The organism is Enterobacter sp. Sphag1F, from assembly GCF_014193275.1.
Lineage (GTDB): Bacteria > Pseudomonadota > Gammaproteobacteria > Enterobacterales > Enterobacteriaceae > Pantoea > Pantoea symbiotica.
This window is the reverse complement of sequence record NZ_JACHZD010000005.1, coordinates 414728-439452: the sequence shown is the minus strand read 5'-3', so window position 1 is coordinate 439452 and position 24725 is coordinate 414728. Positions and strand designations below refer to the sequence as shown.

24 protein-coding genes are annotated in these 24725 nt (G+C 55.1%); 11 read left to right on the top strand and 13 right to left on the bottom strand.

Annotated features, from left to right (window positions below; translation table 11 throughout):
* Nucleotides 1-20 precede the first annotated feature (20 nt).
* The 3 genes from FHW71_RS18085 to FHW71_RS18075 form a co-directional block, all read right to left on the bottom strand.
* On the bottom strand, nt 21-812 hold the full coding sequence (locus FHW71_RS18085; RefSeq protein ID WP_179452310.1) for a hypothetical protein: 792 nt from the start codon (nt 810-812) through the stop codon (nt 21-23).
* Nucleotides 809-1261 carry a sigma-70 family RNA polymerase sigma factor gene (locus FHW71_RS18080; RefSeq protein WP_286176330.1) on the bottom strand — a complete coding sequence of 151 codons (453 nt, stop codon included), beginning with the start codon at nt 1259-1261 and terminating at the stop codon, nt 809-811. The genes FHW71_RS18085 and FHW71_RS18080 overlap by 4 nt, the downstream gene beginning before the upstream one ends.
* Before the next feature lie 90 nt (nt 1262-1351).
* Nucleotides 1352-1888, bottom strand: coding sequence for a tetratricopeptide repeat protein (locus FHW71_RS18075; protein ID WP_179452311.1), 537 nt, complete (start codon nt 1886-1888; stop codon nt 1352-1354).
* Nucleotides 1889-2072: 184 nt separating this feature from the next.
* Here FHW71_RS18075 and FHW71_RS18070 point away from each other — a divergent pair, with 184 nt between their 5' ends.
* Together FHW71_RS18070 and FHW71_RS18065 are read left to right on the top strand one after the other, a co-directional pair.
* Nucleotides 2073-3248: an efflux RND transporter periplasmic adaptor subunit gene (locus FHW71_RS18070; RefSeq protein WP_179452312.1), complete on the top strand. Its 1176-nt coding sequence runs from the start codon at nt 2073-2075 to the stop codon at nt 3246-3248.
* Nucleotides 3245-5182, top strand: coding sequence for a MacB family efflux pump subunit (locus tag FHW71_RS18065; RefSeq protein ID WP_179452313.1), 1938 nt, complete (start codon nt 3245-3247; stop codon nt 5180-5182). Before FHW71_RS18070 ends, FHW71_RS18065 begins: the two co-directional genes overlap by 4 nt.
* 63 nt (nt 5183-5245) lie before the next feature.
* On the opposite strand, the gene FHW71_RS18060 is transcribed toward FHW71_RS18065, so the two are convergent.
* Entirely contained in the window at nt 5246-6073 is an 828-nt protein-coding gene (locus tag FHW71_RS18060) for a MurR/RpiR family transcriptional regulator (RefSeq protein WP_179452314.1), read from the bottom strand.
* 154 nt (nt 6074-6227) lie between these two features.
* On the opposite strand from FHW71_RS18060, the gene FHW71_RS18055 reads away from it, so the two are divergent.
* Together FHW71_RS18055 and FHW71_RS18050 are read left to right on the top strand one after the other, a co-directional pair.
* Nucleotides 6228-7787, top strand: a complete 1560-nt coding sequence (locus FHW71_RS18055; protein WP_179452315.1) for a PTS transporter subunit EIIC — start codon at nt 6228-6230, stop codon at nt 7785-7787.
* Nucleotides 7784-8473, top strand: a complete 690-nt coding sequence (locus tag FHW71_RS18050; RefSeq protein ID WP_179452316.1) for an N-acetylmannosamine-6-phosphate 2-epimerase — start codon at nt 7784-7786, stop codon at nt 8471-8473. Before FHW71_RS18055 ends, FHW71_RS18050 begins: the two co-directional genes overlap by 4 nt.
* Nucleotides 8474-8758: 285 nt before the next feature.
* Here FHW71_RS18050 and FHW71_RS18045 read toward each other — a convergent pair whose 3' ends face one another.
* On the bottom strand, nt 8759-9892 hold the full coding sequence (locus FHW71_RS18045; protein ID WP_179452317.1) for an MFS transporter: 1134 nt from the start codon (nt 9890-9892) through the stop codon (nt 8759-8761).
* 138 nt (nt 9893-10030) lie between these two features.
* Here FHW71_RS18045 and FHW71_RS18040 point away from each other — a divergent pair, with 138 nt between their 5' ends.
* Nucleotides 10031-10780 carry an IclR family transcriptional regulator gene (locus FHW71_RS18040; RefSeq protein ID WP_179452318.1) on the top strand — a complete coding sequence of 250 codons (750 nt, stop codon included), beginning with the start codon at nt 10031-10033 and terminating at the stop codon, nt 10778-10780.
* On the opposite strand, the gene FHW71_RS18035 is transcribed toward FHW71_RS18040, so the two are convergent.
* The 5 genes from FHW71_RS18035 to FHW71_RS18015 form a co-directional block, all read right to left on the bottom strand.
* Entirely contained in the window at nt 10777-11088 is a 312-nt protein-coding gene (locus FHW71_RS18035; protein ID WP_179452319.1) for a cupin domain-containing protein, read from the bottom strand. The two genes, FHW71_RS18040 and FHW71_RS18035, sit on opposite strands and share 4 nt — an antisense overlap.
* 142 nt (nt 11089-11230) lie before the next feature.
* Nucleotides 11231-11446 carry a YdgH/BhsA/McbA-like domain containing protein gene (locus FHW71_RS18030; protein ID WP_008101902.1) on the bottom strand — a complete coding sequence of 72 codons (216 nt, stop codon included), beginning with the start codon at nt 11444-11446 and terminating at the stop codon, nt 11231-11233.
* A gap of 195 nt (nt 11447-11641) precedes the next feature.
* On the bottom strand, nt 11642-11857 hold the full coding sequence (locus tag FHW71_RS18025) for a YdgH/BhsA/McbA-like domain containing protein (protein WP_007890154.1): 216 nt from the start codon (nt 11855-11857) through the stop codon (nt 11642-11644).
* A gap of 121 nt (nt 11858-11978) precedes the next feature.
* A complete protein-coding gene (locus tag FHW71_RS18020) occupies nt 11979-12872 on the bottom strand; it encodes a dihydrodipicolinate synthase family protein (RefSeq protein ID WP_179452320.1) in 894 nt (297 codons plus the stop codon).
* A gap of 116 nt (nt 12873-12988) precedes the next feature.
* A complete protein-coding gene (locus tag FHW71_RS18015; RefSeq protein ID WP_179452321.1) occupies nt 12989-14077 on the bottom strand; it encodes a YncE family protein in 1089 nt (362 codons plus the stop codon).
* Nucleotides 14078-14529: 452 nt separating this feature from the next.
* Between FHW71_RS18015 and fhuE the strand changes: the two genes are divergently transcribed.
* Complete coding sequence (gene fhuE / locus FHW71_RS18010) at nt 14530-16683, top strand: ferric-rhodotorulic acid/ferric-coprogen receptor FhuE (RefSeq protein WP_179452322.1); 2154 nt, start codon at nt 14530-14532, stop codon at nt 16681-16683.
* A 63-nt stretch (nt 16684-16746) separates the two neighbouring features.
* On the opposite strand, the gene FHW71_RS18005 is transcribed toward fhuE, so the two are convergent.
* Together FHW71_RS18005 and FHW71_RS18000 are read right to left on the bottom strand one after the other, a co-directional pair.
* Nucleotides 16747-17298: an NlpC/P60 family protein gene (locus FHW71_RS18005; RefSeq protein WP_008101910.1), complete on the bottom strand. Its 552-nt coding sequence runs from the start codon at nt 17296-17298 to the stop codon at nt 16747-16749.
* Nucleotides 17299-17537: 239 nt separating this feature from the next.
* Nucleotides 17538-18515: an isopenicillin N synthase family oxygenase gene (locus FHW71_RS18000; protein ID WP_179452323.1), complete on the bottom strand. Its 978-nt coding sequence runs from the start codon at nt 18513-18515 to the stop codon at nt 17538-17540.
* 29 nt (nt 18516-18544) lie between these two features.
* Between FHW71_RS18000 and FHW71_RS17995 the strand changes: the two genes are divergently transcribed.
* The 3 genes from FHW71_RS17995 (at nt 18545) to FHW71_RS17985 (ending at nt 21414) form a co-directional block, all read left to right on the top strand.
* Nucleotides 18545-18853: a hypothetical protein gene (locus tag FHW71_RS17995; protein ID WP_179452324.1), complete on the top strand. Its 309-nt coding sequence runs from the start codon at nt 18545-18547 to the stop codon at nt 18851-18853.
* Nucleotides 18854-19022: 169 nt separating this feature from the next.
* Nucleotides 19023-19991: an ABC transporter substrate-binding protein gene (locus FHW71_RS17990; protein ID WP_179452325.1), complete on the top strand. Its 969-nt coding sequence runs from the start codon at nt 19023-19025 to the stop codon at nt 19989-19991.
* Nucleotides 19992-19998: 7 nt separating this feature from the next.
* The gene (locus tag FHW71_RS17985; RefSeq protein ID WP_179452326.1) at nt 19999-21414 is read left to right on the top strand and encodes an amidohydrolase family protein; all 1416 of its coding nucleotides are present in this window, start codon (nt 19999-20001) and stop codon (nt 21412-21414) included.
* Between the two features lie 5 nt (nt 21415-21419).
* On the opposite strand, the gene FHW71_RS17980 is transcribed toward FHW71_RS17985, so the two are convergent.
* Complete coding sequence (locus FHW71_RS17980) at nt 21420-22940, bottom strand: MDR family MFS transporter (protein WP_179452327.1); 1521 nt, start codon at nt 22938-22940, stop codon at nt 21420-21422.
* A gap of 79 nt (nt 22941-23019) precedes the next feature.
* Between FHW71_RS17980 and FHW71_RS17975 the strand changes: the two genes are divergently transcribed.
* On the top strand, nt 23020-23685 hold the full coding sequence (locus FHW71_RS17975) for a TetR/AcrR family transcriptional regulator (protein WP_008101920.1): 666 nt from the start codon (nt 23020-23022) through the stop codon (nt 23683-23685).
* A 462-nt stretch (nt 23686-24147) separates the two neighbouring features.
* Nucleotides 24148-24714 (top strand): peroxiredoxin, encoded by a 567-nt coding sequence (locus FHW71_RS17970; RefSeq protein ID WP_008101921.1) that lies wholly within the window; start codon nt 24148-24150, stop codon nt 24712-24714.
* Nucleotides 24715-24725: the final 11 nt, after the last annotated feature.

Genomic DNA, 24725 nt, shown 5'->3' with positions numbered 1-24725 from the left:
GGTCGCCATGAATGGCGACCCTACGCCAGCATTGCCTGTATTAATGCCTGCGCGGTCTTTTTCAACTGCTGCGCAGGATTTCGGCCAATCAGTACATATTGATATCCCGCTTTGTGCCACCACACCACATTCATTCCCTGCCGTTTTTCCTGTACCAAATCGGTGGTTTGCTGATGATCTTCGCGCGAAATACACAGCGCCATTGGGCCGTAGCTGCTGTGATTCCAGGCAATCTGCGTAATCAGCGCATCGTCATAACGCAGCATGCGCACACTCTTCAGCGTCGCTTCCGGCAGCGTTAACTGCGCTGGCGTGAAATGCAGATCGAGATCGCGCGCGGTACGCGCCAGCGATTGCTGCAACACCAGCGGTGAACTGTCGACGTCGGCCAGCGTTTCCGCGCTGTACAGCGACATATATTGTGCTTCCAGCTCGCGGATCTTTTCGCTTTCGCCCTGCTCAGCTTTGATTGCCGGTCGCGCCAGAAAACCGATACTGCTGCCCACCAGCAAAAAACTCACCGAAGCGGCGATCAGCGCGCGGCGGCTGACCTGCGGCGCGGACGGCGTCGTTGCCAGCAGATGCGCTAAGCGCGGTGCCATGCGCTCAAGCGGTGCGTCATCCAGCATTGGCGCAAAGGCCTCAGCAAAAGGTTGATTGCTCTTCATCAACTCGGCAGTGCGTGCCGACAGCGCTTCGCTGCGCTTGAGTTCATTCTCAAACGCCAGCGCTTCATCCGCGCGCATCTCGCCATCCAGCCAGGCGACGATGGCCTCGTCCGCATAAGGCGAACTAAAACGTGCAGCCTTCACAAACGTTTCTCCTGTCCAGCCAGGCGCAAAGTGGCTGCGCTGGCTAAGGTAGTGCGCGCCGCCGCAAGGCGACTCATGATGGTGCCAATCGGCACCGCCAGCGTATCGGCGGCTTCCTGATAGGTGAATCCTTCGACGTAAACCAGGAACACCGCGTTGCGCTGCGCTTCGGGCAACTGACTCACCCGCTGCATCACTTTGGCGTATTGCTGACGTTGCTCATCATGCTGTTGCTGATCCGCCGCGACGAGTTCGTCGCTGTCGACAAAGCCTTGCCCGAGGCGCACCCGCTGCGCGCGCAATTCATTGATCCACACCGAATGCAGCACGCTAAACAGCCAGCGATCGATACGCGTGCCGGGCGTGTACTGGGCGCTGCGTTCCAGCGCCCGGACGCAAGTGGATTGCACCAGTTCTTCGGCGACATCGCGGTTGCGTGACAACACCATGGCGTAGCGCCACAGGCGGGCCAGATGCGCCGCTAAATGCTGGCGGACTTCAGTGCTAGTGATGTTTTCGTCCTCTAAGTGCGGCGTTCATCAGGCTTCCGGATGGCCCTGAATCGCGGCGTTGAGATCGCGGTACTCTTCGCAATCCACGCCACACAGCGATTTAATGATGGTGAGCTGCTCTTTTGCCAGATCCGGCCGCCCTTTGATCATCCAGGCTTCGCCTAAATATTCGCGCACTTTGGCATATTTCGGATCGAGCGCGATCGATTTTTGGTAATAGGCCATGCCTTCGTCGGTTTTACCCAGTTTACGCGTGGCATACCCGCGATAGTTCCAGGCTTCTTTGGTGTTCTGATTATGCAGCGTATCCAGCAAGTTGATCGCCGCTTGATACTCGCCCTTTTTCGCCAGGTGATAAGCGTAATTGGTTTTGTCGCTGTCACTCAGCATGCTGGTTTTCTCCGGCACGCAGGATTTAGATTTGCTGTCGTAAACCTGGCCTTTCGGGCAATCCGGCGTCTTTTTGTCGCTGTCATCATCACCCATTGCCAGTGCAGCAGGCGTATGCAGCGTCATCAGCAGTACGGGCAGCGCTAACCAGCGAAACTTCATCATCGTATTCATCGTAGATCCTCATGGCGTGTCATGGATGGAACTCAGTGCTGAGGCAAACAGTGACTCAGATACGCTGTAAACAACTCAGCCGCCATTTCTATTCGGAAAAATTTAAAGTTTTTTTCAGCATGAGAATTTTCTCCAGTTTATTCCCTGAAGTGATTATGATTCTCACTTCATAAAAGGGACGCTTATGCTCAATATCTCGAAAAAGTGGCTATTCGCCACGCTCGCTGCCGTCATTCTCCTGCTGTTGGTCTGGCACTACGCCGGTTCACGCAACAAACCTAACGCGGTGGTCACTGCCGAGGTGCGCCAGGGCAATATCGAAAACGTGATTGCCGCCACCGGCAAAATGGATGCGATTGAACGCGTTAACGTCGGTGCGCAGGTTTCTGGTCAGGTTAAAAAGCTCTATATCAAAGCGGGCGATAGCGTCAGCAAAGGCCAGCTGATTGCCGAGATTGACGACCAGCCACAGCGCAGCGATTTACGTAATGCGCAAGCGGCGCTGAGCGTGGCGCAGGCCGATCTGGAAACCCGCGAAGCTGCGCTGGTTCGACAGCAAGCGCAATATCAACGCTTGCAGCAGATGATTAAAACCAATGCGATCTCGCGTCAGGATTTTGATACCGCCGAAGAAGACTGGCGCAGTGCACGCGCAGAGCTGACGGCGCAAAAAGCGCGCGTGATTCAGGCGCAAATTGAGGTAGATAAAAAGCAGCTCGATCTCGGCTATACCCGCATCATGGCGCCCATGGACGGTACGGTCATCGCCATTGTCACGAAGCAAGGCCAAACGGTGAACGCGGTGCAAACGGCACCGACCATCGCCAAGCTGGCGCAGCTCGGTACCATGACGATTAAAGTGCAGATCTCCGAAGCTGACATCAACAATGTGCAGCCCGGCCAGCAAGCGTGGTTCACCACCTTCTCCAATCCTGACAAACGCTACAACGCCACGCTGCGCAGCCTCGAACTGGCACCGGAATCGGTAATGAAAGATGACGCGCTGATGGGCAATAGCGAGAGCTCCTCGAGCAGCAGCACCAATGCGGCCGTTTACTACAACGCCCTGCTTGATGTGCCAAACCCGGACAACGCGCTACGCATCTCAATGACCGCGCAGGTCAATCTCATCCGTGATGCGGTGAAAGATGCGTTGCTGGTGCCGGTGCAGGCGACGAAGAAAGATGCTGACGGCAAAACCTATGTGGAAATCCCGGATCAGGATAACCAACCGGTGAAACGCATGATCACCACCGGCATCACTGATAGCGTTGATATTCAGGTGCTGAGCGGCTTAAAAGCCGGCGAGAAAGTGATCCTTGCCACGCAGACGGCGGGCGCTGACAAGGTGGTGATGTGAATATCATCGAACTGAAAAACATTCAGCGCAGCTATGTTAACGGTTCGCAATCTCTGCATGTGCTGAAAGACATTAACCTGAGTATCGCCAGCGGCGAACTGGTGGCGATTATCGGGCCGTCTGGTTCGGGTAAATCAACGCTGCTAAACATTCTCGGCTGTCTTGATGCGCCGGATAGCGGCGACTATTTAATTGGTGGTCAGAACACCGCCACGCTGTCGCCGGATGCGCTGGCGAAAGTACGTCGCGAACACATCGGCTTTATCTTCCAGCGCTATCATCTGATGCCGGATCTTAGCGCCCTGAGCAATGTTGAAATCCCGTCTATTTACGCCAATCTGCAGGGCAAAGCGCGGCTGCAGCGCGCGGCGGATCTGCTGGCACGTTTAGGTTTGCAGGGCCGCGAGCATCATAAGCCGGGCGAATTGTCCGGCGGCCAGCAGCAGCGCGTCAGTATTGCGCGCGCACTGATTAACGGTGCCGAAATCATTCTTGCCGATGAACCGACCGGCGCGCTGGATTCGCACTCCGGCGAAGAGGTGCTGCGCATCCTGCACGATCTCAATCGCGAAGGTCACACGGTGATCATCGTGACGCATGACATGAAAGTGGCGCAGCACGCCGATCGCATTATTGAGATTCAGGACGGCGAGATTTTTGCCGACAGCGGCCGCAAACCAGATGCAACGCGCGCACAATATGCTCCCGCCGCGCGCAAAAGTCAGAGCAAATTGCGCGGCTTTCTCGACCGCTTACGTGAGTCATTGCGTATGGCGCTGAATGCCATGAACGCGCATCGGCTGCGCACCGCGCTGACCATGACCGGGATTATTTTTGGCATCGCGGCGGTGGTTACCGTGGTGGCGCTCGGCCAGGGCGCACGGCAAAAAACGCTGGAGAGTATTTCCGGGCTCGGCACTAACGTAGTGTCGATTTATGCCGGCGGTGATTTCGTTGAGGATGAAGCGCATCCGGTGCTGACGCTGGTCATGTCGGATGCCGACGTGATTGGGCGTCAGCAGTTTGTTGCGGCGGTCAGTCCGGAGATGATCGCCAATCAGCCGATTCGCTATCTCTCCAACTCCTCAAAAACCTCGGTGTACGGCGTCGGCAAAGAGTACTTCCAGATTCAGGGCATCAAACTGCTGGAAGGCAGCAACTTCAGCGATGAACGTCACGCGCGTCAGGAGATCATCATTGATACCAACACGCGCAACAAACTGTTCGGCGAAAACGGCGACAGCCCGATTGGCAAAATGATCGTGTTGGGTTCGGTGCCGGTGCGGGTGATTGGCGTGGCGGATAATAACGATGGTATGTCGCCCAATCGCCTCAGCGTGTGGCTGCCGTGGAGCACCGTGATGTATCGCATCAGCGGGCAAACCGCGCTCACCAGCATCAGCATTAAACTCAAGGACGATGTGGTAAGCGGCCCGGCGGTGGAATCGCTGACGCAACTATTGACCGCGCGTCACGGCACCAAAGATTTCCTGGTGTTCAATCGCGACAAATATCGTAAAGCGATTGAAGACGCCGCCGCAACGTTAACGTTGCTGATTCTTCTGGTCGCCTCGATTGCGCTGATGATTGGCAGCATCGGCGTGATGAACATCATGCTGGTGTCGGTAACGGAGCGTACCCATGAAATCGGCGTGCGCATGGCGGTGGGCGCGCGACGCGGCGACATCATGCAGCAGTTTATGATCGAAGCGGTTTTAGTCTGTCTGGTGGGCGGATCGCTCGGCGTCGCGCTGGCGCTGGTGATTGGACCGATTATCAGCCTGCTGGCGGGCGGTATGATTACGGCGATCTTCTCGTGGCAATCGGCGGGCGCAGCCTTTGCCTGCTCCACCATCATCGGCATGATTTTTGGTTATCTGCCGGCGCGCAAAGCCGCACGCATGGATCCGGTAGCAGCGTTAGCCAGCGAATAACATATAAAATCGCACGTTTTGTAGGGTCGCCATTCATGGCGACCTTCCCCCATCCCACTCAAATCACATCAGCATCGGCAACGTCGCAGTCGCCGTTTGCTGGCTCGCCGCCAGATAGCGTGCATCGTGCGTCATCAACTCGTTAATCAGCACTTCCACCAGCAGCATCGCGCCCACTTTGCCGCTCAACGCACCGGCGTTGAACGGGCCTTCCGGCCGTGCGGCCACCAGCAGCATATCGGCTAAGCTGCCCATCGGGCTGCGCAACGTATTACTCAGCATCAGCACGCGGGCGTTTTGCTTTTTCGCCACCTTCACCACATGCATCACATCTTTGGTTGAACCGGATGCAGAGATGGCGATCACCAAATCGCCCTCTTTTAGCGTCGAGGCATTCATTGCCGCGCGATGCATATCACCAAACAGCTGTGCCGATTTACCTAAGCGCAACAGGCGATAGTGCAAATACTCACCGGTAATCGCGCTGGCCGCCACGCCGTAGATTTGGATGGTGTTGGCCTGATGCAGCACTTCTACCGCGAGCTGTAACACCTCGCGGTTGATGAATTTCCCGGTATCCCGCAGCGCCTGCACCGTTTCCTCCACCAGCATGTCGATGCTGTCACCGCTGGCAATCGCGGCGGGCTGATTGTGTTGCACATCCAGCGCCAGCGCCATTTTGAATTCGGTATAGCCTTTGCAGCCGAGATGACGACACAGCCGCGTCACGCTCGCTTCGCTGGTATCGGTCTCACGCGCCAGTTCGGTGATGGTGAGATACAGCACTTTCTGCGGGTCGGTGAGGATGAAATCGCCCAGCTTTTGCAGCGTCGGACTGTAGCCCGGCAAACCCTGGCGCAGGTGCAGCAAGATGTTTTCATTGTCCGTCATGGCGGTCTCTCTGGTTCACGGCATTAATGGCGCACAGTGTGCAGCAGATTAGGGCATAAGTGAAAGCTATCACAATAATGATGGAAATTTTCACCTGATGAATTAAATTGTGGTAATAATTTTTACCACAACATCACTTCAGGGATAAAAATTTATGTCATCCATCTTCAGCGGTGCCTCCTCAGGAGGTTGGTTCGAAAAAGCCCAGCGTTTTGGCAAGTCGTTCATGTTACCGATCGCCGTGCTACCGGCAGCCGGGTTACTGCTGGGCATTGGCGGCGCACTCTCTAATCCCAATACCATCAAAGCCTATCCGTTCCTCGATGTAGCCTGGCTGCAAGGTGTGTTCACCATTATGGCGAGCGCCGGTTCGGTGGTGTTTGCCAACCTCGCGGTATTGTTTGCGGTTGGCGTAGCGGTAGGATTGGCTAAGAGCGACAAAGGCACCGCTGGATTGGCCTCGCTGCTGGCTTATCTGGTGATGAACGCCACCATTAATGCGCTGCTGACGCTAACCGGCGTGCTGGCGCAGGGCAACCTTAGCGTGGTAGGACAAGGTATGGCGCTTGGCATTCAGACGCTGGAAACCGGCGTATTTGGCGGCGTGGTGATCGGGCTGGTGACGGCCATGCTGCATAATCGCTACAACAAAATCGCCTTGCCGCAGTTCCTTGGTTTCTTTGGTGGCTCGCGCTTCGTGCCAATTATCAGTTCCCTGGTCGCCATTCTGGTGGGCGCAGCGATGACAATTGTCTGGCCGCATTTCCAGAAACTGATTTTTGGCCTGGGCGGATTGGTGGATGCCACCGGCTATTTCGGCACCTTTATCTACGGCTTCGTGCTGCGCATGCTTGGCCCATTCGGCCTGCATCACATCTTCTATTTGCCGTTCTGGACCACCGCGCTCGGCGGCAGCGAAGTGGTCAACGGACATCTGGTGGAAGGCACGCAGCGCATCTTCTTCGCCCAGCTTGCCGATCCCAATACCCAGCAATTCTACGTTGGCACCGCGCGCTTTATGTCCGGGCGCTTCATCACCATGATGTTTGGCCTAATCGGCGCGTGTCTGGCGATGTATCACACCGCCAAACCGGAAAACCGCCAACGCGTGGCGGGATTGCTGCTATCGGCGGCGCTGACCTCTTTCCTTACCGGCATCACCGAACCAATTGAGTTCTCGTTCCTGTTTGTTGCGCCGGTGCTGTATGTCATCCACGCGCTGTTTGATGGGCTGGCATTTATGATCGCCCACATCCTGCACATCACCATTGGCCAAACCTTCTCCGGCGGCCTGATCGATTTCATTCTGTTCGGCGTATTACAGGGCGAAGCTAAAACCCACTGGTGGTATGTCCCGCTGGTTGGCGTGCCGTGGTTCCTGCTCTATTACTTTACTTTCCGCCTGCTGATCACCCGCTTCAATTTCAAAACGCCGGGCCGTGAAGATGCCAGCATTGAAACAGCGCCGATGGTCGCCGGAGAACGTCCTTTACAGGTCATCGCGGCTTTAGGCGGCAAGCAGAACATCGCCGAACTGGATTGCTGCGCCACGCGTCTGCGCATCACGCTGATCGACAGCAGCAAGCTCGATGAAAACGCATTGAAAGCCACCGGCGCACGCGCCGTGATCCAACGTGGCAAGGGCGTGCAGGTAATTTATGGCCCGCATGTCACCATTATCAAAAATGAAGTAGAGGAGTTACTCGCGCTATGAAAGCACCGATGCTGGCCCAGATTAAGGGAAAACTGGTGGTCTCGTGTCAGGCTCTGGAAGATGAGCCGTTACACAGCCCGTTTATTATGTCGCGCATGGCGTTGGCGGCAATGGAAGGCGGCGCAGCAGCGATTCGCGCCAACAGCCTGATCGACGTGCAGCAGATTATGCAAACTGTGGATTTGCCGATTATCGCCATTATTAAACGCGACTATCCCGGCAGCGATGTGTATATCACCGCGACGCTGCGGGAAGTGGATGAGTTGATGGTGGCGAATCCGGCGATGATTGCGCTGGATGCCACGCTGCACACGCGTCCTGGCGATTTGCAACTGCCGGCATTGGTGGCAGCGATTCGCCAGCGCTATCCGCAACTGCTGCTGATGGCTGATATCGCGACGGTGGAAGAAGCGTGCAAGGCAGCGGAATTAGGTTTCGATTGCGTTGGCACCACGCTGCACGGTTACACCGCAGAAACGCAAGGTTGTTATCTGGCTGCCGATGACAGCCGCTTCCTGCGTGATGTTTTAGCTGCGGTAACGGTGCCGGTGATTGCCGAAGGGAATGTTGAAACCCCGGAAATGGCGGCGCATTGTCTGGCGCTGGGCGCACATGCGGTGGTGGTCGGCGGCGCGATTACGCGTCCACAGCAGATAACGCGCCGCTTTGTGAATGCCATCAGTTAAGCGTAAAACGGTCGCCAGGAATGGCGACCTTACGGATGTTTGGAAAGGTTTTTGTAGGGTGCGCACCGATACGTCGCCAGCCACAGCAATTAATCATTAAGGGTTCACGTTCAGCGTGAACCCTTTTTTCTGCTGAACTGCCTTTCTTCCACGAAAAAAACCAAACCGTTCAAGGTTATCCACAATCCCCGTGCGTAGAGTCGGCGTTATCCTGTGGATAAAACTCGCCTCGCGCCATACAGCGCCCGATGCGCGCATACGGTTACTTTTCGCACGATTATGAAATCATGTAGTGACCGAGCGCCCCACTTTCCCCATGGCAAAAACGTTTACTGCCGCTAACAGCGCGGCGGCAGCAAAGGCGCTGACGAAACCGCCGGGCAGATACGCCATAAAGGCCGCGAGAAACTGGCCGGAAAAAATCGCCATCGATAAACGCGCCAGCTGGCGGCCGCGTTCCTGCGGCTGGCTGATCTCCACCGTCATATGGTTAACCAGCGGAATCGACAGACCAAATCCCATGCCCAGCAAAATGCCGCCCGGAATAAACAGCACCATGTTTGGCGCAGCGGCAAACTCCAGATGCGCCAGCAGATAACAGACAAACGCCATCACTAAGGTTGAATAACTGCCAAAGCGCTGCGACACGTCGGGCATGATGGCGGCGGCAAGCACCGCCACCAGCGAGACGAAAGAGAGAAAATAACCAATGTGCGCGGCATCAATGCCCATCGCGGCAAAACGTTGCGGCAACATGATCACGGCGGTGAAAAAACACATCATCGAGCAGAGTGCGGCGAGTAAAACCGGACGCAGCGCGCGATCGCTGTTTCCCGCCTTCTCATCTACAGATTCCGATGCCGCCAACTGCGGCGGGCGTGGCACGGTGATCAACACCATCAGCAACATCAGCCAGGCAAACAGATAAAGCCCATACGGCCAGCGCCAGCTGATCGACGCCAGAATACCGCCAATAAACAGAAACAGTACGCCACCCAGTTCGATAGACATCCCTTGCCGCGCCATCATTTTCAGCCGCGCTTCACCGCTGTAAAAACGGGCGATCAAGCTGGTACCCGCCGCCATTACGATTGCGGTGGCGCAGCCGAGTAAAAGACGATCGATGATCTGCGGTAGCGCGCCAGGCAACCACGCGCCTGCGACGCCGAAAAGTCCGTAGCAAAACAGTCCGATGAGCAGAAGTGAATAAGCGCTCCAGCGATCGATAGCACGTCCCGCTAACGGACCCGCCAGTACCACGCCAAGCGACGGCAGCGTGACCAGCCAGCTTGCCAAATGCGCGACGCCAAGTTGCGCAGCGATTTCGCTGAGTCCGGGAACAATCACGCAGCCCACCATAATCGTCAGGCAACTGACCGCTAATAAGGTAATTGCGCCGGTAGGTTTGAGGGATGACACATCAACTCCTGATATCCACATAATGGACATAAACACCGAATAGTGGACGACAGTGTTAGAGGAATCGGTGGCGCTGTCAATCACCGCACGCCATCGTGCTATAGTGTTGCCAGCTCAAACGCACGGAATCCTCTAAAAATGAGTGTGGAAACAGAAACTAACGGATCACAGGTGATCGCGCGCGCCGCCACGATTTTGCGCGCGCTGGAAGATCGTCCGGCGGGATTAACGATGTCGGCGTTGGCGAAAATCACTGCATTACCGCGCACCACCGTGCATCGGCTGGTGACCTCGCTGATCGCTCAACAGCTGTTGTTGCAGGATAGCGATGGCATCAAATTGGGTCCGGCGCTGGCTCGTCTCGCGGCATCGGCGCATACCGATATCATCGCGCTGGCACAACCGGCAATGGCGACACTCGGCCGTCGTACGCGTGAAACCGTCGATCTCTGCGTCTGGCGCGGTAGCCATACCGTGTTGGTGAGTCAGTGTGTTTCGGATCAGGAGTTGCGGGTGGCATCGCCGGTGAGCACCGCGTTTCCCTCGCACTGTGCGGCACACGGCAAAGCGTTACTGGCGGAGCAATCTGAAGAGGCGCTGGCAAGCTTGCTGCCACAGCTGAAAGAGGTGCGCACCGAGAAAACGCAGCAAGAAGCAAAGTCGCTGCTGAAAGATATCGCCGCCACGCGAAAGCAAGGTTATGCCATTGATCGTGAAGAGCATGCGCGCGGGGTTTGCGGCATCAGCGTGGCGCTGCAAACCGGAGCGGGTGAACGCTATGCTTTAGCGATTGCCGCACCGGCATTGCGTTTTGATGAGCAGTTCGCGCATTTGCTGGCGTCACTGCTGCAGGCAAAAGCCGAGATTGAAGCGCTAGTGGCGCGTTAAACCGAATCTTCTTTTTCGATCACTAACACGCGCGCTTCACCTTGCGGGTGCGCAACATGCTCGGTGCCGATGCTGGCGAAAAAAATGTCGCCGGTATTGAGCAGCACTTTCTTCACCTCGCCCGCTTCGCGGTAATGCATCTCTACCGCGCCATCCAGTACCGCAAACACTTCTTCGCCATCATTGATGTGCCATTTGTAAGGTTGATTGGTCCAGTGCAGACGCACGCTGGTGCCGCCGAAGTTGGCGATGTCTAACGCATCCCAGGCTTTAGCAGGTGAGAAGTTTTTGCTGACGTAGATTTTCATGCGATATCCGTGTAAAGGAGAACTGGGTTGATGATACACAGAGCGCAGGCGGACGGCGGGACACACGCAGGCCATTTACGGACATGCAGATACAACAAAGCCGCCCGGAGGCGGCCTTAACACAACGGCTTGTGCGACTAACTTATTTATACAGCTCTGCAGTCATGTGTACGCGGTTGTTAGTGTTGGCGCTGGTGATTTTGTACTGTGCGCCCTGCTCTTGAGCCTGAGCTGCGATTTTCGCTTCTGCGCCATCCAGAGTTGAAGACTGAACTGAAACGCTCTGTGCAAAGCTAGCAGCAGACATCATTGAAAGAGCAGCAACGGCGGCGATAGACAGTGTTTTGATAGTTTTCATGGTCATAATCCTTAGGGGTTTAAATAGAAGACTGTGTGCCTTCGATGAGAATAATAATAACTGAAGTTATCGTTTCAATATTAACCATTAGTGCGATCACGATAACTTACGTAACTATACAGTTTCCGGCGCTTTGTCGACAAAAAAGGCCGCCCGTAGGCGACCTGTTCTGGCACATCCGTATGCAACCATCCGTTATTTGTAAAGTTCTGCAGTCATATGTACGACGTTACCGTTGCTTGCTTCCAGAATTTTGTATTGCTCACCATTCTGTTTAGCCTGTGCAGCGATTTTGGCTTCAGCACCATCCAGCGTCAGAGAAGTAGCTGAAACGGTCTGTGCGAAGCTAGCGGCAGACATCAGTGAAAGAGCGGCAGCAGCGGCGATGGTCAGAGTTTTGATAGTTTTCATGGTCGTATTCCTTTGGTTGTTTGATTTGAAGGCTGTGCGCCTTCGATGGAAACAATAATAACCATTGAAACTATTATCAGATTAACTATTAGTGCGATCACAGTTAATCAACTCATTATCACTACGCCAGCTCGAGCTCTGTGATAACCCTTTTCACTTCCGCCACATCCGCCGCCGAAAGCGAACGCAGTGGGCGCGGCAGGCAATCATACTCAGCAAGCCCCAGCGCGCTGGCCGCCGCAGCGATGACGCGAATACTGCCGCCGTGTTGGGTAAACAGCGCCCAAAGCGATGCCAGCCGCTGTCCTTGTTCGGCTACCGCCGCAAAATCGCCCGCCATCGCCGCATCTGTCATTGCTTTAGCGGTGCGCGGGAACAGTCCGCCGCACACTGAATACCACACTTCACAACCGGCGATTAGGCCTGCTGCGGCAAAGGCATCGCCGCTGACGCCAATGGTGACGTCTTGCGGTAATTGATCACGCAAAGCCTTTACCCGTTGCGTAGCCGCTGCAATATCGGCGGGCACGCCGGGAATTTTGATGGAAGCGATATGCGGCAGCGTGGCGATACGCGCATGCAGCGCATCGGAGAAGACAAAGTGGCTGGTACCGGGATTGTCATAAATGCACACCGGCTGCGAAACGTGGCGCGTGACATCCTGATACAGGCCAAACACTTCGTCATCAGTGAGTTTCTGATAGGAAACGGCGGGCAGCAGCAAGGTGCTGGCGCCAGCCTGTTGCGCATCCTCGGCAAGTCGCAGCACTTCGTCGGTGCTCACCGCGCCAATGCTGACCATCACCGGAATAGCGTCCGCATGCTGCACCGCCAGCGTCGCAATACGCTTGCGCTGTTCGCGCGTGAAATAGGCGTAGCTGCCGGTGGATCCCAGCACGCCAAGCGAATCGACCTTTGCTGCCGTGAGCCGCGCAAGAATATTAAGAAAAGCTTTCTCATCAATTCCAGAAGCATTCAGCGGAGTCAGGGGAAATGCACTCAATCCTTTAAACATAGCCAGCGCCTTATTCGTCATTAACAGGGGAAAACAGCTTAACCTGCACTGTTATAAGCCATCAGAAATAAAAATGCCCTCTTACGAGGGCATGAATTATCGCTACAGCTAGGGGATTATTTCAGCGCGATGCGTGCAATCTGATCCTGGCCTTTGGTTGAGGAGTCTTTATTAAACTCCGCTTTCAACGTTACATATAGCGTGTTGTTGTCTGGGCCAATCAGCAGGCTGTTTGGATTGTTATCAAACGACCAGCTGTTTTTTACCGCGTACGTGGTGGCATCCAACTGCAGCACTTTCTTCGATTCGCGCTGGCTGATGTAGATCTCATTACGTTTGGCGTTGAATTTGATAGCCAGCGCATCGCCTTCAATACGCTTGATCACTTTGCCAGTGCGCTCATCAAACACCAGCGTGGTTTTGCCTTTCGAATCGTCGGTGACGAACAGGCGACCTGTTGCCGGATCTTCCGCCATATTCAGGAACAAGTACTCTTTACCGTCGCCCGCCGTCCAGCGCTTCTCAATTTTGTGCGTGCGTGGATTGATTACCAGAATCTCGCCCGCGCCGTTGGTCGCATAAATGCGCTCAGTCAGCGGAGAATAGATGATGCCGGTTACCCATTTGCCTGCATTTTTGATGGTGGCTTTCAGCTTGAATGTTCTCACGTCAACCACCGAGATGTACCCCGGATCGGCCACGCGACCAACATACAGCTCGTTGCCGTGCCACAGCACTTCACGCGCGCCCGCCGGATAACCTTCTTTATCTTTCTTGCCTGGGAAGACTAAACGTTCCAGCACTTTGCCGCTTTGCGCATCCACTTTCGAGATGGCGCCATCCAGCGAGTTGGTGGTGTAGAACACGCTGCCCGCTTCGTCGATCGCCGTACCGAAGTTTTTCAGATCGGTATGCGTCACGCCTTTGGTTTCCAGCGTGTTTGGGTCGAGACGATAAATCACACCGCCGTTCACGTCTTTAAAGCTCTGCGCGCTGGCAACGTATAACGCTTTCGCAGCAGGCGAGTACGCCATTTCATACAGGCCATCGCCCAAGGTGCGCTGGGTCAGAGAAGTATCAACTGGCTTGGCAGCGGCGGCTGGCGCTTCGGCTTTTTTAGCCGGAGCCTGGCAAGCGGTCAGGCTGAAAGCAGCGACGATCGCTGCAGCTAAGGCGGCTTTGCGCGGGCTAAATAACGATTTCATGCTCAACTCCATCAATGGATGAACGGCTCCGTTGCGCGCGTGCGCATACGGAAAATACAAGAAGAATGAGAATCATACGCATTAGCATAAACTTAGCAACTTTCTCGACGATCTTCCGTACTTTGCCGTGAATACCGGCTTGCTAGTCGCACACCTTTCTTAGCCAAAAAACGTCCTGATATTGCCTTAAAAAAATGAAAACGTTAGCAATTAACAGGTTATTTTTACTCGTAAGACCTTGATACATAGCCCACTTACAGATTATTACAATTGCAGTTGAAACCTTCGGCGGATTCTTTAAAGCAAATGATTATCATTGGCTTTCTCAATAAATGCGCAGTGGCGGTTTGCGTGCCTTCTCTTCCGCCCTTCCCGGCTGATAAGTAACGACGCAAACAATAAAAAACGAAGCAAAACAGCTTCCTATAACACAGGTTTCTACAGGAAATTTTATGTCTGGCATCAGGAAAACCTTTAACGTCTCACTGCTGGCGGTGACGATTCATGCCCTGCTTACGCCGAACATGGCGCAGGCAGCAAGCGATACGCAGCAGGATTTGGTGGTCGATGCATCCGCAACCGGCGGCAGCGATAACAACGAAAAGCAGGATTACGCGGTAAAAACCACGCGGGCGGGCACCAAATTGTTGCTAACGCCACGCGATGTGCCGCAGTCGATCAGCGTGGTGACGCAGCAGCGCATGCAGGATCAGAACCTGCAATCGGTGAACGATGTGCTGACCAACGCCACCGGCATCTCAACCAACCTGATCGACAGCGAGCGCTCGGAATACTATTCGCGCGGCTTTAAAGTCACCAACTTCTCTTTCGATGGCATTCCCACGTCGATTAATGACAACTGGAACTATGGCGATGCCGCCTCGGATACCGCCATTTACGATCGTATTGAGATCGTACGCGGTGCCACCGGATTGATGACCGGCGCGGGAAGCCCGTCAGCATCGATCAACATGGTGCGCAAACACGCCGACAGCAAAACCTTCACCGGCTCGGTCAGCGCCAGCTACGGCAGCTGGAACAAACAGCGTTATGTTGCCGATCTCTCTGCGCCGTTGAATCAGGATGGCAGCCTGCGCGGCCGCGTAGTGACCGGTTACAGCGATGAAGACAGCTGGCTCGATCGTTACCACAAAACCAAAAAGTTCCTTTACGGCGTGATCGATGCCGATATCACCGAGCACACCACGCTGTCGCTGGGCTACGACTACGAAGATGCCAACACCGGCAATCCAACGTGGGGCGGCTTGCCGATGTTCTACAGCAACAATGCCACCACACATTACGATCGCAGCCTCAACTCCGCCGCCAACTGGGCACGCTACAACACCAATTCGCGCAAAGTGTTCGCCGACATCGATCATAATTTCGATAACGGCTGGAACATCCACGTCAACGGCACGCACGCGGAGAATACCTTTAACGATAAGTTGCTGTATGTCATGGGCAGCCCTGATCAGGACAGCGGCGAAGGCACCACCGGCTACGGCAGCATGGATCGCGGCAAACGCCAGATGGATTCCTTCGACGGCTACGCCAGCGGCCCGTTTGAGCTGCTAGGGCGTCAGCACCAGTTGATGGCGGGCGTAAGCTACAGCCGCCAGCACAACGCCACTTACAGCCAGGATGGCGTTACCGACCTGGAAAACTATGATATCGCCTCAGGCGACATGGGCATTTTCAACAACAACTGGAACGGCAACATCGCCGAGCCGCAATGGCAAGGTTGGTATCAGAATGCCGACGATACCATTCGCCAGAAATCCGCTTACACCGCCGCGCGCTTCTCGCTGGCCGATCCGCTGTCGCTGATTATTGGTGCACGCTATACGCAGTGGAGCACCAACGGCAGCAGCGGCGATATGACGAAAAATAACACCACGCCGTACGCTGGTTTGGTGTACGACATCAACGATACATGGTCGGCGTACGGCAGCTATACCTCGATCTTCCTGCCGCAAACCTACCGCGATACCAGCGGCAAATACCTGTCGCCAGTTACCGGTAAAAGCTATGAAACCGGCCTGAAGTCCGCCTGGTATGATGGTCGATTAACCGCGACCGTGGCGGTATTCCGTATTGAACAAGACAACGTTGGTCAGGCGATTGCTGGCGTCTACTTGAGCGGCAACGAACAGGCTTATGCGCCCGCCAAAGGTGCAGTGAGTAAAGGTGCGGAGTTTGAGCTGAACGGTGCGCTAACCGATAATCTGCAGCTAACGTTCGGTGCCACACGCTACGTGGCGCGGGATAAAGATGGACGTTTCAACAGCTATCAGCCGCAAACTTCCTTCAAACTGTTCACCCGTTATCAGCTACCAATGTTGCCGGATCTGACGGTTGGCGGCGGCATCAACTGGCAGAACCGCGTGTTTGAAGATGCCACCAATGCCAGCGGCGATACCGTGCGCGTTTATCAGGGCAGCATTCCACTGGCATCGCTGTTTGCGCGCTATCAGGTGACTAAGCAGGTGGCGGTGCAGGCGAACGTCGATAACCTGTTTGATCGCGAATATTACAGCTACATGAACAGCTATGTTTATGGCGCGCCGCGCAGTGTTTCGATGAGCGTTTCATACCAGTTTTAATTAAACCGTAGGGTCGCCATTCATGGCGACCCATTCAACCCTTCGCACATTTATGCGGACCCATCAAACCTTATTTTTATAATTGAAACTGATCTGCGAATTCTGTTCTTTCGGCAAACGGCGCGCCTCTAAATAAACCGATTTCCAGTACGGATTATTTAGCGAAGAGCGCATCACGCCCTGGCTCACCGACGCGTGCAGGAATTGATGATCGGTGTCATAAAAGCCGACGTGCAGCTCGCGCTTAATGCGGAAGAACACTAAATCACCGGGTTGCAGATGCGCCTGATCCACCGGTTTGCCCATAGCAATTAACTCTTTGGTGGTGACGCGATCCATCGGAATATTGAAGCGATCCTTCAGCGTGCGCCAGACAAATCCTGAGCAATCGACGCCGGTTAATTGCGTACCGCCCCACTGATATTTAGTCCCTTCCCACGAATGCATTTGATCGTGCAGCGCGGCAATCACCGGAATTAAATCGGGCTGTTTGCCACCGTCTGCCGAGGTATCCACGCTGTCCTCTGCAGGCGCATGCGAAGACTTAGAAGAACAACCGGCCAGAGTAAAAAGAAACAGGCAGGCGATAACTTTGCTGGCGGCAGAATTGATCATGTGTAGGTGTTTTCGCTGAGGGAGACAGTGGTTAGAGATTTATACCGTAAAAAAGTTGCAGAAATAAATAGGCGTGCGGTGAAATCTTTTATTTGCCGGTTGTTTTTACCTAAGTTTACGCAACGGTAACATCTTGTATTTGAGTTAAAAATCTATTTCCCGCGCTGCGCTTTTTCTGCGCAGGAGAATATTTGCTCTCCTGCACAGAATGACATCAATTTCGACTTACAGCTGTACGTTTAATACTTGCCGGAGAAATTGGCGCTAATACGCTGCGCCAGATAATCCTTCGCGGAAATAGGCGGATATTTTTTCTCCGGTCCTTCAATAATCACGTCTTCGTTCGCCTGGCAGAAAAACGCCAGGCTGTAGCGTGCCGGCACCGATTCACCCGGCAGCGGATTGCTGACACGATGGAAATTCGACGGCAACTTGTCGTCACTCCAGCGCATCAACATATCGCCGATATTACAGGTAATTAAGCCTTCCAGCGGCGCGATCGGCGTCCAGATTTGCTCCTCCATCTCTTTGCCCGGACACACTTGCAAACCGCCCTGCCCATCACGCTGGAACAGCAAGGTCAGGCAATCGAAATCGGTATGCGCACCCGCGCGCCAAGGACCATCTGGCTCACCGCTGATGGCAAAGTAGTGCAGCATCCGCAGCGTGCTTTGGTAGGTTTCGCGCGAGGGCTCATGCGCTTTGGCAAAGAAGTCGTCGGGGAATCCCAGCTTCAGGGCAAAACAGGAGAGCAAGCGCATGCCCACTTCCCAGCACTGACGCTCGAATTTCAGTACATCATGTTGGAAGCCGGGCAAAGTGGCATCATCCGGCCATAAGCCTTCCATACGCGGTCGCGTCACCTGATACGACTCTTTTTGGTCCGGTTTACCGGTGGAGGGACGAATCTGCGCGCGGTATTCCCAGCCGGCATTGCGGCTGAGTGGATGGCGCGCTTTGTCACTTTGTGGCAGCGCAAAAAAGCGCTTGGCGTTAGCAAAAGCCGCATTGATGTCGTCGAGGGGAATACCGTGGCCGGAAACCTGGAAGAAGCCAATTTCAGTGGCGGCTTGCCACAACTGATCGGCTATTTCAGCTTTACGTTGGTCGAAATCGGAGAGATCGATGATGCGCACATCACGCGCCGCTTCCACGCCGCGCGCGCCCATCCGCGATTCTTTTGCCAGTTCATGCATGTCATAAGTGGTCTTTTCCATTGGTGCACCTCGTTATTGAGCGATAACGGATGACCCACCCGCTGTGTGGCAGTCATCCCCGCGCCTGCTTAACGTGCAGGCGATCGAGCAATGACCCACCGGGTGAAACCACGGTTGACAGCTTCTACTCATTTTCAGTCAAGCAAAGCCTGTGCCAGCTCACGGAACTAAGTAAGATCAACAAGTTAAGCCATCTTGCACATCATGCCTGCACAACGGCGGTGCAAAAATGGGCGCCTTGCATCATCAACGATCAGCGGATGACGCAAAATCTCAACACATTTCAGATTAAACTCAATATTTTCATCGTGTTACATGAATGGCATGCGCTTTGCTAAATCCTTATTGAGTATAAGCGGTCAGCGTGACAGCAGATTCACGCAGGACATTGCTCTACAGCATTAGCTGTACCTCGTCAGGGGACGATGCGAATCACGCATCGTGAGCACGCCATGCGCCGCAACGCCCCTGATGACGACAACAAACTCAACGTTTATTGGGGGTTTTATGACAATGTCGCGTTTCCGTTTCTCGTTATTCGCTGCTCTGCTGAGCACCTCTGCCCTGTCGCACGCCGCCGACAAACTGGTATTACAAACCACCTGGGTCGCACAGGCTGAACAAGGCGGTTATTACCAGGCGCTCGCCACTGGCATCTATAAAAAATTCGGGCTGGATGTTGAGGTGCGCTCCGGCGGGCCGCAGTTGAATAACATGACGCTGCTGCTGGCGAATCGTGCTGATGTCATCGTCAGCTACGATCTGCAAGTGCTGCAGGGCGTTGAGCGCAACTTCCCGCTGAAAGCCATCGCCGCGCCGTTTCAGTTTGATCCGCAAGGCATAGTCACGCATGGCGATGTGAAGTCACTGGAACAACTAAAAGGTAAAACCGTGCTGGTATCAGCCAGCGGACAAGCCAGCTGGTGGCCGTGGCTGAAAGGCAAATATCAGCTGCAGGATGGTCAGGCGCGCCCTTACACCTTCAACATGCAACCCTTCCTCGCCGACAAAAATACCGCGCAGCAAGCTTACGCCACCTCCGAAGTGCAGCAAATCAAACAGGTGCAGCCGGACAGCAAATTCTATCTGTTTGCCGATTATGGCTATCCAGCGTACGGCGGCATTCTGGTGACGCGCGACGATTTACTGCAAAAAGAGCCGGACGTCATGAAACGTTTTGTTGCGGCATCGATGGAAGGCTGGCGATCCTACCTCGCCAATCCGGCTGCCGGTAATGCGCTGATCAAAAAAGAGAACCCGCAGATGACCGACGCGATTCTCGCCTTCGGCGTGTCGCAAATGAAAGCACTGCATCTGATTGACGGCGGTGATGCGGCGAAACAAGGTCTAGGTGTGATGACGGATAAGCGCTGGCAGGCAACGCGTGACTTTATGGTCAACGCCGGTCTGCTCAAAGCCTCCACCGACTGGCAGAGCGCATTTAGCACGCAGTTTGTCGCGGCCAACGCGGAGTGAGTTGCTCATGAGCCAACTGTTAATCAAACACTGCGCCGCGATTCTGACCGGCGACAAACAGCAACCGCGCAGCAGTGCGCGCGATATTCGCATCCGCGATGGCCTGATTACGGAGATGGGCGAGCTCGACGCTGCCGCTGATGAAACCGTGATCGACGCCCGCGACTGTGTGGTCTATCCCGGCTGGGTCAACACGCATCATCATCTGTTTCAATCGCTGCTCAAAGGCGAACCGCAAGGTCTCAATCTCAGCCTCGGCGGCTGGCTGGCCGCGACGCCGTACCGCTTTCGCGGCGCTTTCGATGAACAGACGTTTCGCATCGCCGCGCGTGTCGGTTTGGTTGAGCTGGTGCGTTCTGGCTGCACCACCATTGCCGACCATCACTATCTCTATTGGCCTGATATGCCGTTTGATGGCGCAGCAATCCTGTTCGATGAAGCTGACAAGCTGGGCGTGCGCTTCGTGCTGTGTCGCGGCGGTGCTACGCAAAGCCGTGGCTTAGAGAGCGACTTGCCCACCGCGCTGCGCCCGGAAAGCTTTGACAGCATGATGGCCGATGTCGATCGGCTGGTGGCGCGCTATCACCAACCGCAGGATAGCGCGATGCGCCGCATTGTGATGGCGCCGACCACCACGCTGCACTCCACCACGCCGCAGGAACTGCGCGAGAGCGCGCGCCTGGCACGTCAACTCGGCATTCGTCTGCACAGCCATCTGTCGGAAACCGTTGATTACCTCGACGCCGCACGCGCAAAGTTTGGTATGACGCCGCTGCAATTTTGCGCCGAACACGACTGGATCGGCAACGACGTGTGGTTTGCGCATCTGGTGAAACTGCTGCCGGAAGAGATCGCCATGCTGGGTGCGGCGGGCAGCGGTATCGCGCACTGCCCGCAAAGTAACGCGCGTCTCGGTAGCGGCATTGCCGATTTGGTGGCGATGGAGCAGGCGGGCGTAAAAATCTCGATTGGCGTCGATGGCGCAGCCTCGAATGAGGCGGCGGATATGCAAAGCGAAACCCACGCAGCCTGGCAGCTTCAGCGCGCACGCAAAGGCATGCTGGCACAGCCGCGCTATGCCGGTGGCACCTTTGAAGGCGGTGGCGATGCCGCCAGCATCGAAGATGTGGTGCGCTGGGGCACATCCGGTGGCGCGCAGGTTTTGGGCTTGAACACCGGCCGTCTTGCGCCCGGCATGGCCGCCGATATCGCCGTCTATCGGCTCGACGATCCGCGCTATTTTGGCCTGCACGATCCCGCCATTGGCCCGGTGGCCAGCGGCGGACGCGCCAGTTTAAAAGCGCTGATCTGCGCAGGAAAAGTGCTGATGCAGGAGGATGTGATTGCCGGAGTGGATTTGGCGGAACTGGGCCGCGACGCTGCGCAAGCGGTAAAAACCTTACAGCAGCGCGCGGCGATGTAACAGCGTTAAGCCGCTGCGTCTTTCTTGCGCAGCGGTGATTCTGGCAGGAACAGCGACAGCACAAAGGCCAGCAGCATCACGCCCGCCGCCATTTGAAAGGCTGAGTGCACCGCATCGCCAAACACCTGCAAATAGGCTTGCTGCACATCATACGGCAAACGATGCACCGCTTGCGGATCGAGCGCGCGCGGCAGCTCTTTGCCCTGCTCCACCAGCGTGGTCAGGCCCGATTTCAGCACCTGACTGAACACCGCGCCAAACAGCGCCACGCCAATCGAGCCACCCACCGAGCGGAACAGCGTGACCGACGACGTCGCGACACCGATACGATCGGGCGTCACGGTGTTCTGCACCGCCAGCACCAGCACCTGCATCACCATGCCCATTCCCATCCCTAGCACGCAGGCAAACAGGTAGATATGCCACAGCGGCGCATCGATGGTCAGCGTGGTGAGCAGCGCCATACCGATGGTCGCCAGCAAAGTACCAAAAATCGGGAACAGCCGATATTTACCGGTGCGGCTAATAATGCGTCCACTGACGATGGAGGTGATCAGCAATCCGCCCATTAGCGGCAGCAGTTGCAAACCGGCTTCGGTGGGCGTGGAGCCTTTTACCACTTGCAGATAGAGCGGTAAAAACGTCACGCTGCCAAACAGCGACATGCCGACAATAAACGCCATCAAACTGGCGAGCGAGAAGCTGCGATTGCGGAACAGCGACAGCGGAATAATCGGTTCCCAGGCGCGGCGCTCCTCATAAATAAAGCCGATTACGCCAATCACCCCAAAGGCCAGAATGCACCACAGCAGCGGATCGGACCATTCACGTAATGTGCCGCCTTCGCTGGTGAACAGCGTAATGCCCACCAGCGCCAGGCTGAGAAACACCGCGCCCGGATAGTCGATTTCATGCGGCTTGCGCTTGTTGTCGGTCCTGAACACCGCATTAATGATCACCAGCGCAAACAATCCGAGCGGCAAATTGATGTAGAAAATCCAGCGCCACGACGCATGCTGCACGATAAAACCGCCCAGCAGCGGACCAATCACGGTGGCTAAACCAAATACGCCGCCAAACAGGCCCTGATATTTACCGCGATCTTGCGGCGGAATCACATCGGCGACCGCCGCCATGCTCACCACCATCAAACCGCCGCCGCCTAAGCCTTGCAGAGCGCGGGTGAAGATCAGCTGCTCCATATTCTGCGCCAGGCCGCACAGCGCCGAGCCGATCAGGAATAGAATCACCGAGATTTGCAACACCGTTTTACGACCAAACAGATCGCCAAACTTGCCGTACAGCGGCACGACAATGGTAGAAGCCAGCATATAAGCGGTGACGATCCACGACAGGCGATCGAGCCCGCCCAGTTCGCCGACGATAGTCGGTAATGCAGTGGAGACGATGGTTTGATCCAGCGCCGCCAGCAGCATCACCAGTAATAAAGCGCTCATCAGCAGGCGTACGGAAGGAGGATTCTCCTGCCCGCCGCCCGACTGAGGCGCGAGTGTTTGGGGTTTCATAACAGACACCAATTGAAATTAATTAAATACACAATTAATATTGATCGCAGTCTGACACGAATCAAGTGAGCGAGTAAAGATGACCGCACGAAAAGTCCCTGCTGACGAAATGGCCAACGCAGCTAAACCTCGCCGTCCTGGCCGCCCACGCGGTGGCGCAATCAACGTGCAGCAGCGCGAACTGCTGCTCGACATCACCTTAGCGCTGTATGCCGAAAACGGCATCGGCGAAACCTCGCTCAACGCGATTGCGCGCAAAGCGGGCGTTAGTCCGGCGATGCTCAATTACTATTTCCAGTCACGGGAATCGCTGCTGGATATCGTGGTTGAGGAGCGGTTTTTGCCATTACGCCAGCGCCTGGTAGCGCACTTTATGGATGACCCGCGTGACCCTGTCACTACATTCAGCGCTTTTATCCGTGAAGTGGCGGATATCGTCACCACGCACAACTGGTTCGCGCCGCTGTGGATGCAGGAAGTGATGCAAGGTGAAGGTGGTTTAGGGCAGCACATTAAAAAACGCTTTGGTCACGGCGAACGCGATCAGGTGAAAAAACTGATTGAGGGCTGGCAGCAGCAAGGATTACTCAACCCCGATCTAGAGCCGCAACTGCTGATGACCTCAATTCTGAGTTTGGTGCTGGTGCCCTTCACCCGCTTTGCCAACGACCCCGCTTATCACCGTGAAATCATTGTGCAGCATACGCTGAGTTTGTTTTGCAAGGGCATTCAGCCAACCCCGTAAGGTCGCCATTCATGGCGGTATTCTCGTCACTTAAGCGTCTTTCGGTCACCATAAATGGCGACCCTACAAAGGATTGGCGCGTTTTTCGTAGGGTGCGCATTCATGCGCACCTGCATACATAGGCAAATTAATGCTTAACTGAGCGGCATTACGCCATGAATGGCGAACTGGAGTTAAGCAGATTTTATCCTCTGCAAAGGATAATCCCGACTTTCACTTCGACTCCAAATGAGAATAAGCAATGATTTACGGTCCACGCCAAATTACAAATCACGACAGACTGATTCGCCAAAAAAACCAATGGATGCAAAGTGATTTGGCGAAAAAATTCGGCATCAAGCGATCCTCCCTGGCTCGCCTGCAAAAATAATTTTTCACTCACCGAAACTTTCCTCTCTGCTCCAGCGAACTGAATTACTGAGACATCCAAATCGGAACTCCCATTCATCGCAGGAGCAGAAAATGAAACGCATCAAATCCCTCGTATGTACCCTGACCATGACCGCCGCACTGGGTCTGTCTGCCTTCAACGCCGGTGCCGCACTGCCGGTAGGCGCGAAAGCACCGAACTTTGAACTGCAGGGCGCGTTAGCCGGTAAGCCGTTGACCTTTTCACTGCAAAACGCCTTAAAGAAAGGCCCGGTGGTACTCTATTTCTTCCCGGCTGCATTTAGCGCAGGCTGCACCATTGAAGCGCACGATTTCGCTGAAGCCACCGATAGCTTCGCCAAAATGGGCGCAACTGTGGTGGGTGTAACCGCCGGTAATACCGATCAGGTCAGCGATTTCTCCAAACTTGAGTGCCGCGATAAATTCACCGTTGCCGCCGATCCAGGTGCGAAAGTGGCGGCACAGTATCAAACCACCATGCAGATGAAAGGCAAAACGCTGTCCGATCGTACTTCGTATGTGATCGCGCCCGATGGCAACATTCTGCTGAGTTACACTGACAGAAACCCGGACACGCACATTGAAAAAGCGATGGCCGCCGTTAAGCAATACGACGCATCTCACCCGCAAACTAACTAAGCAAAGAGGCC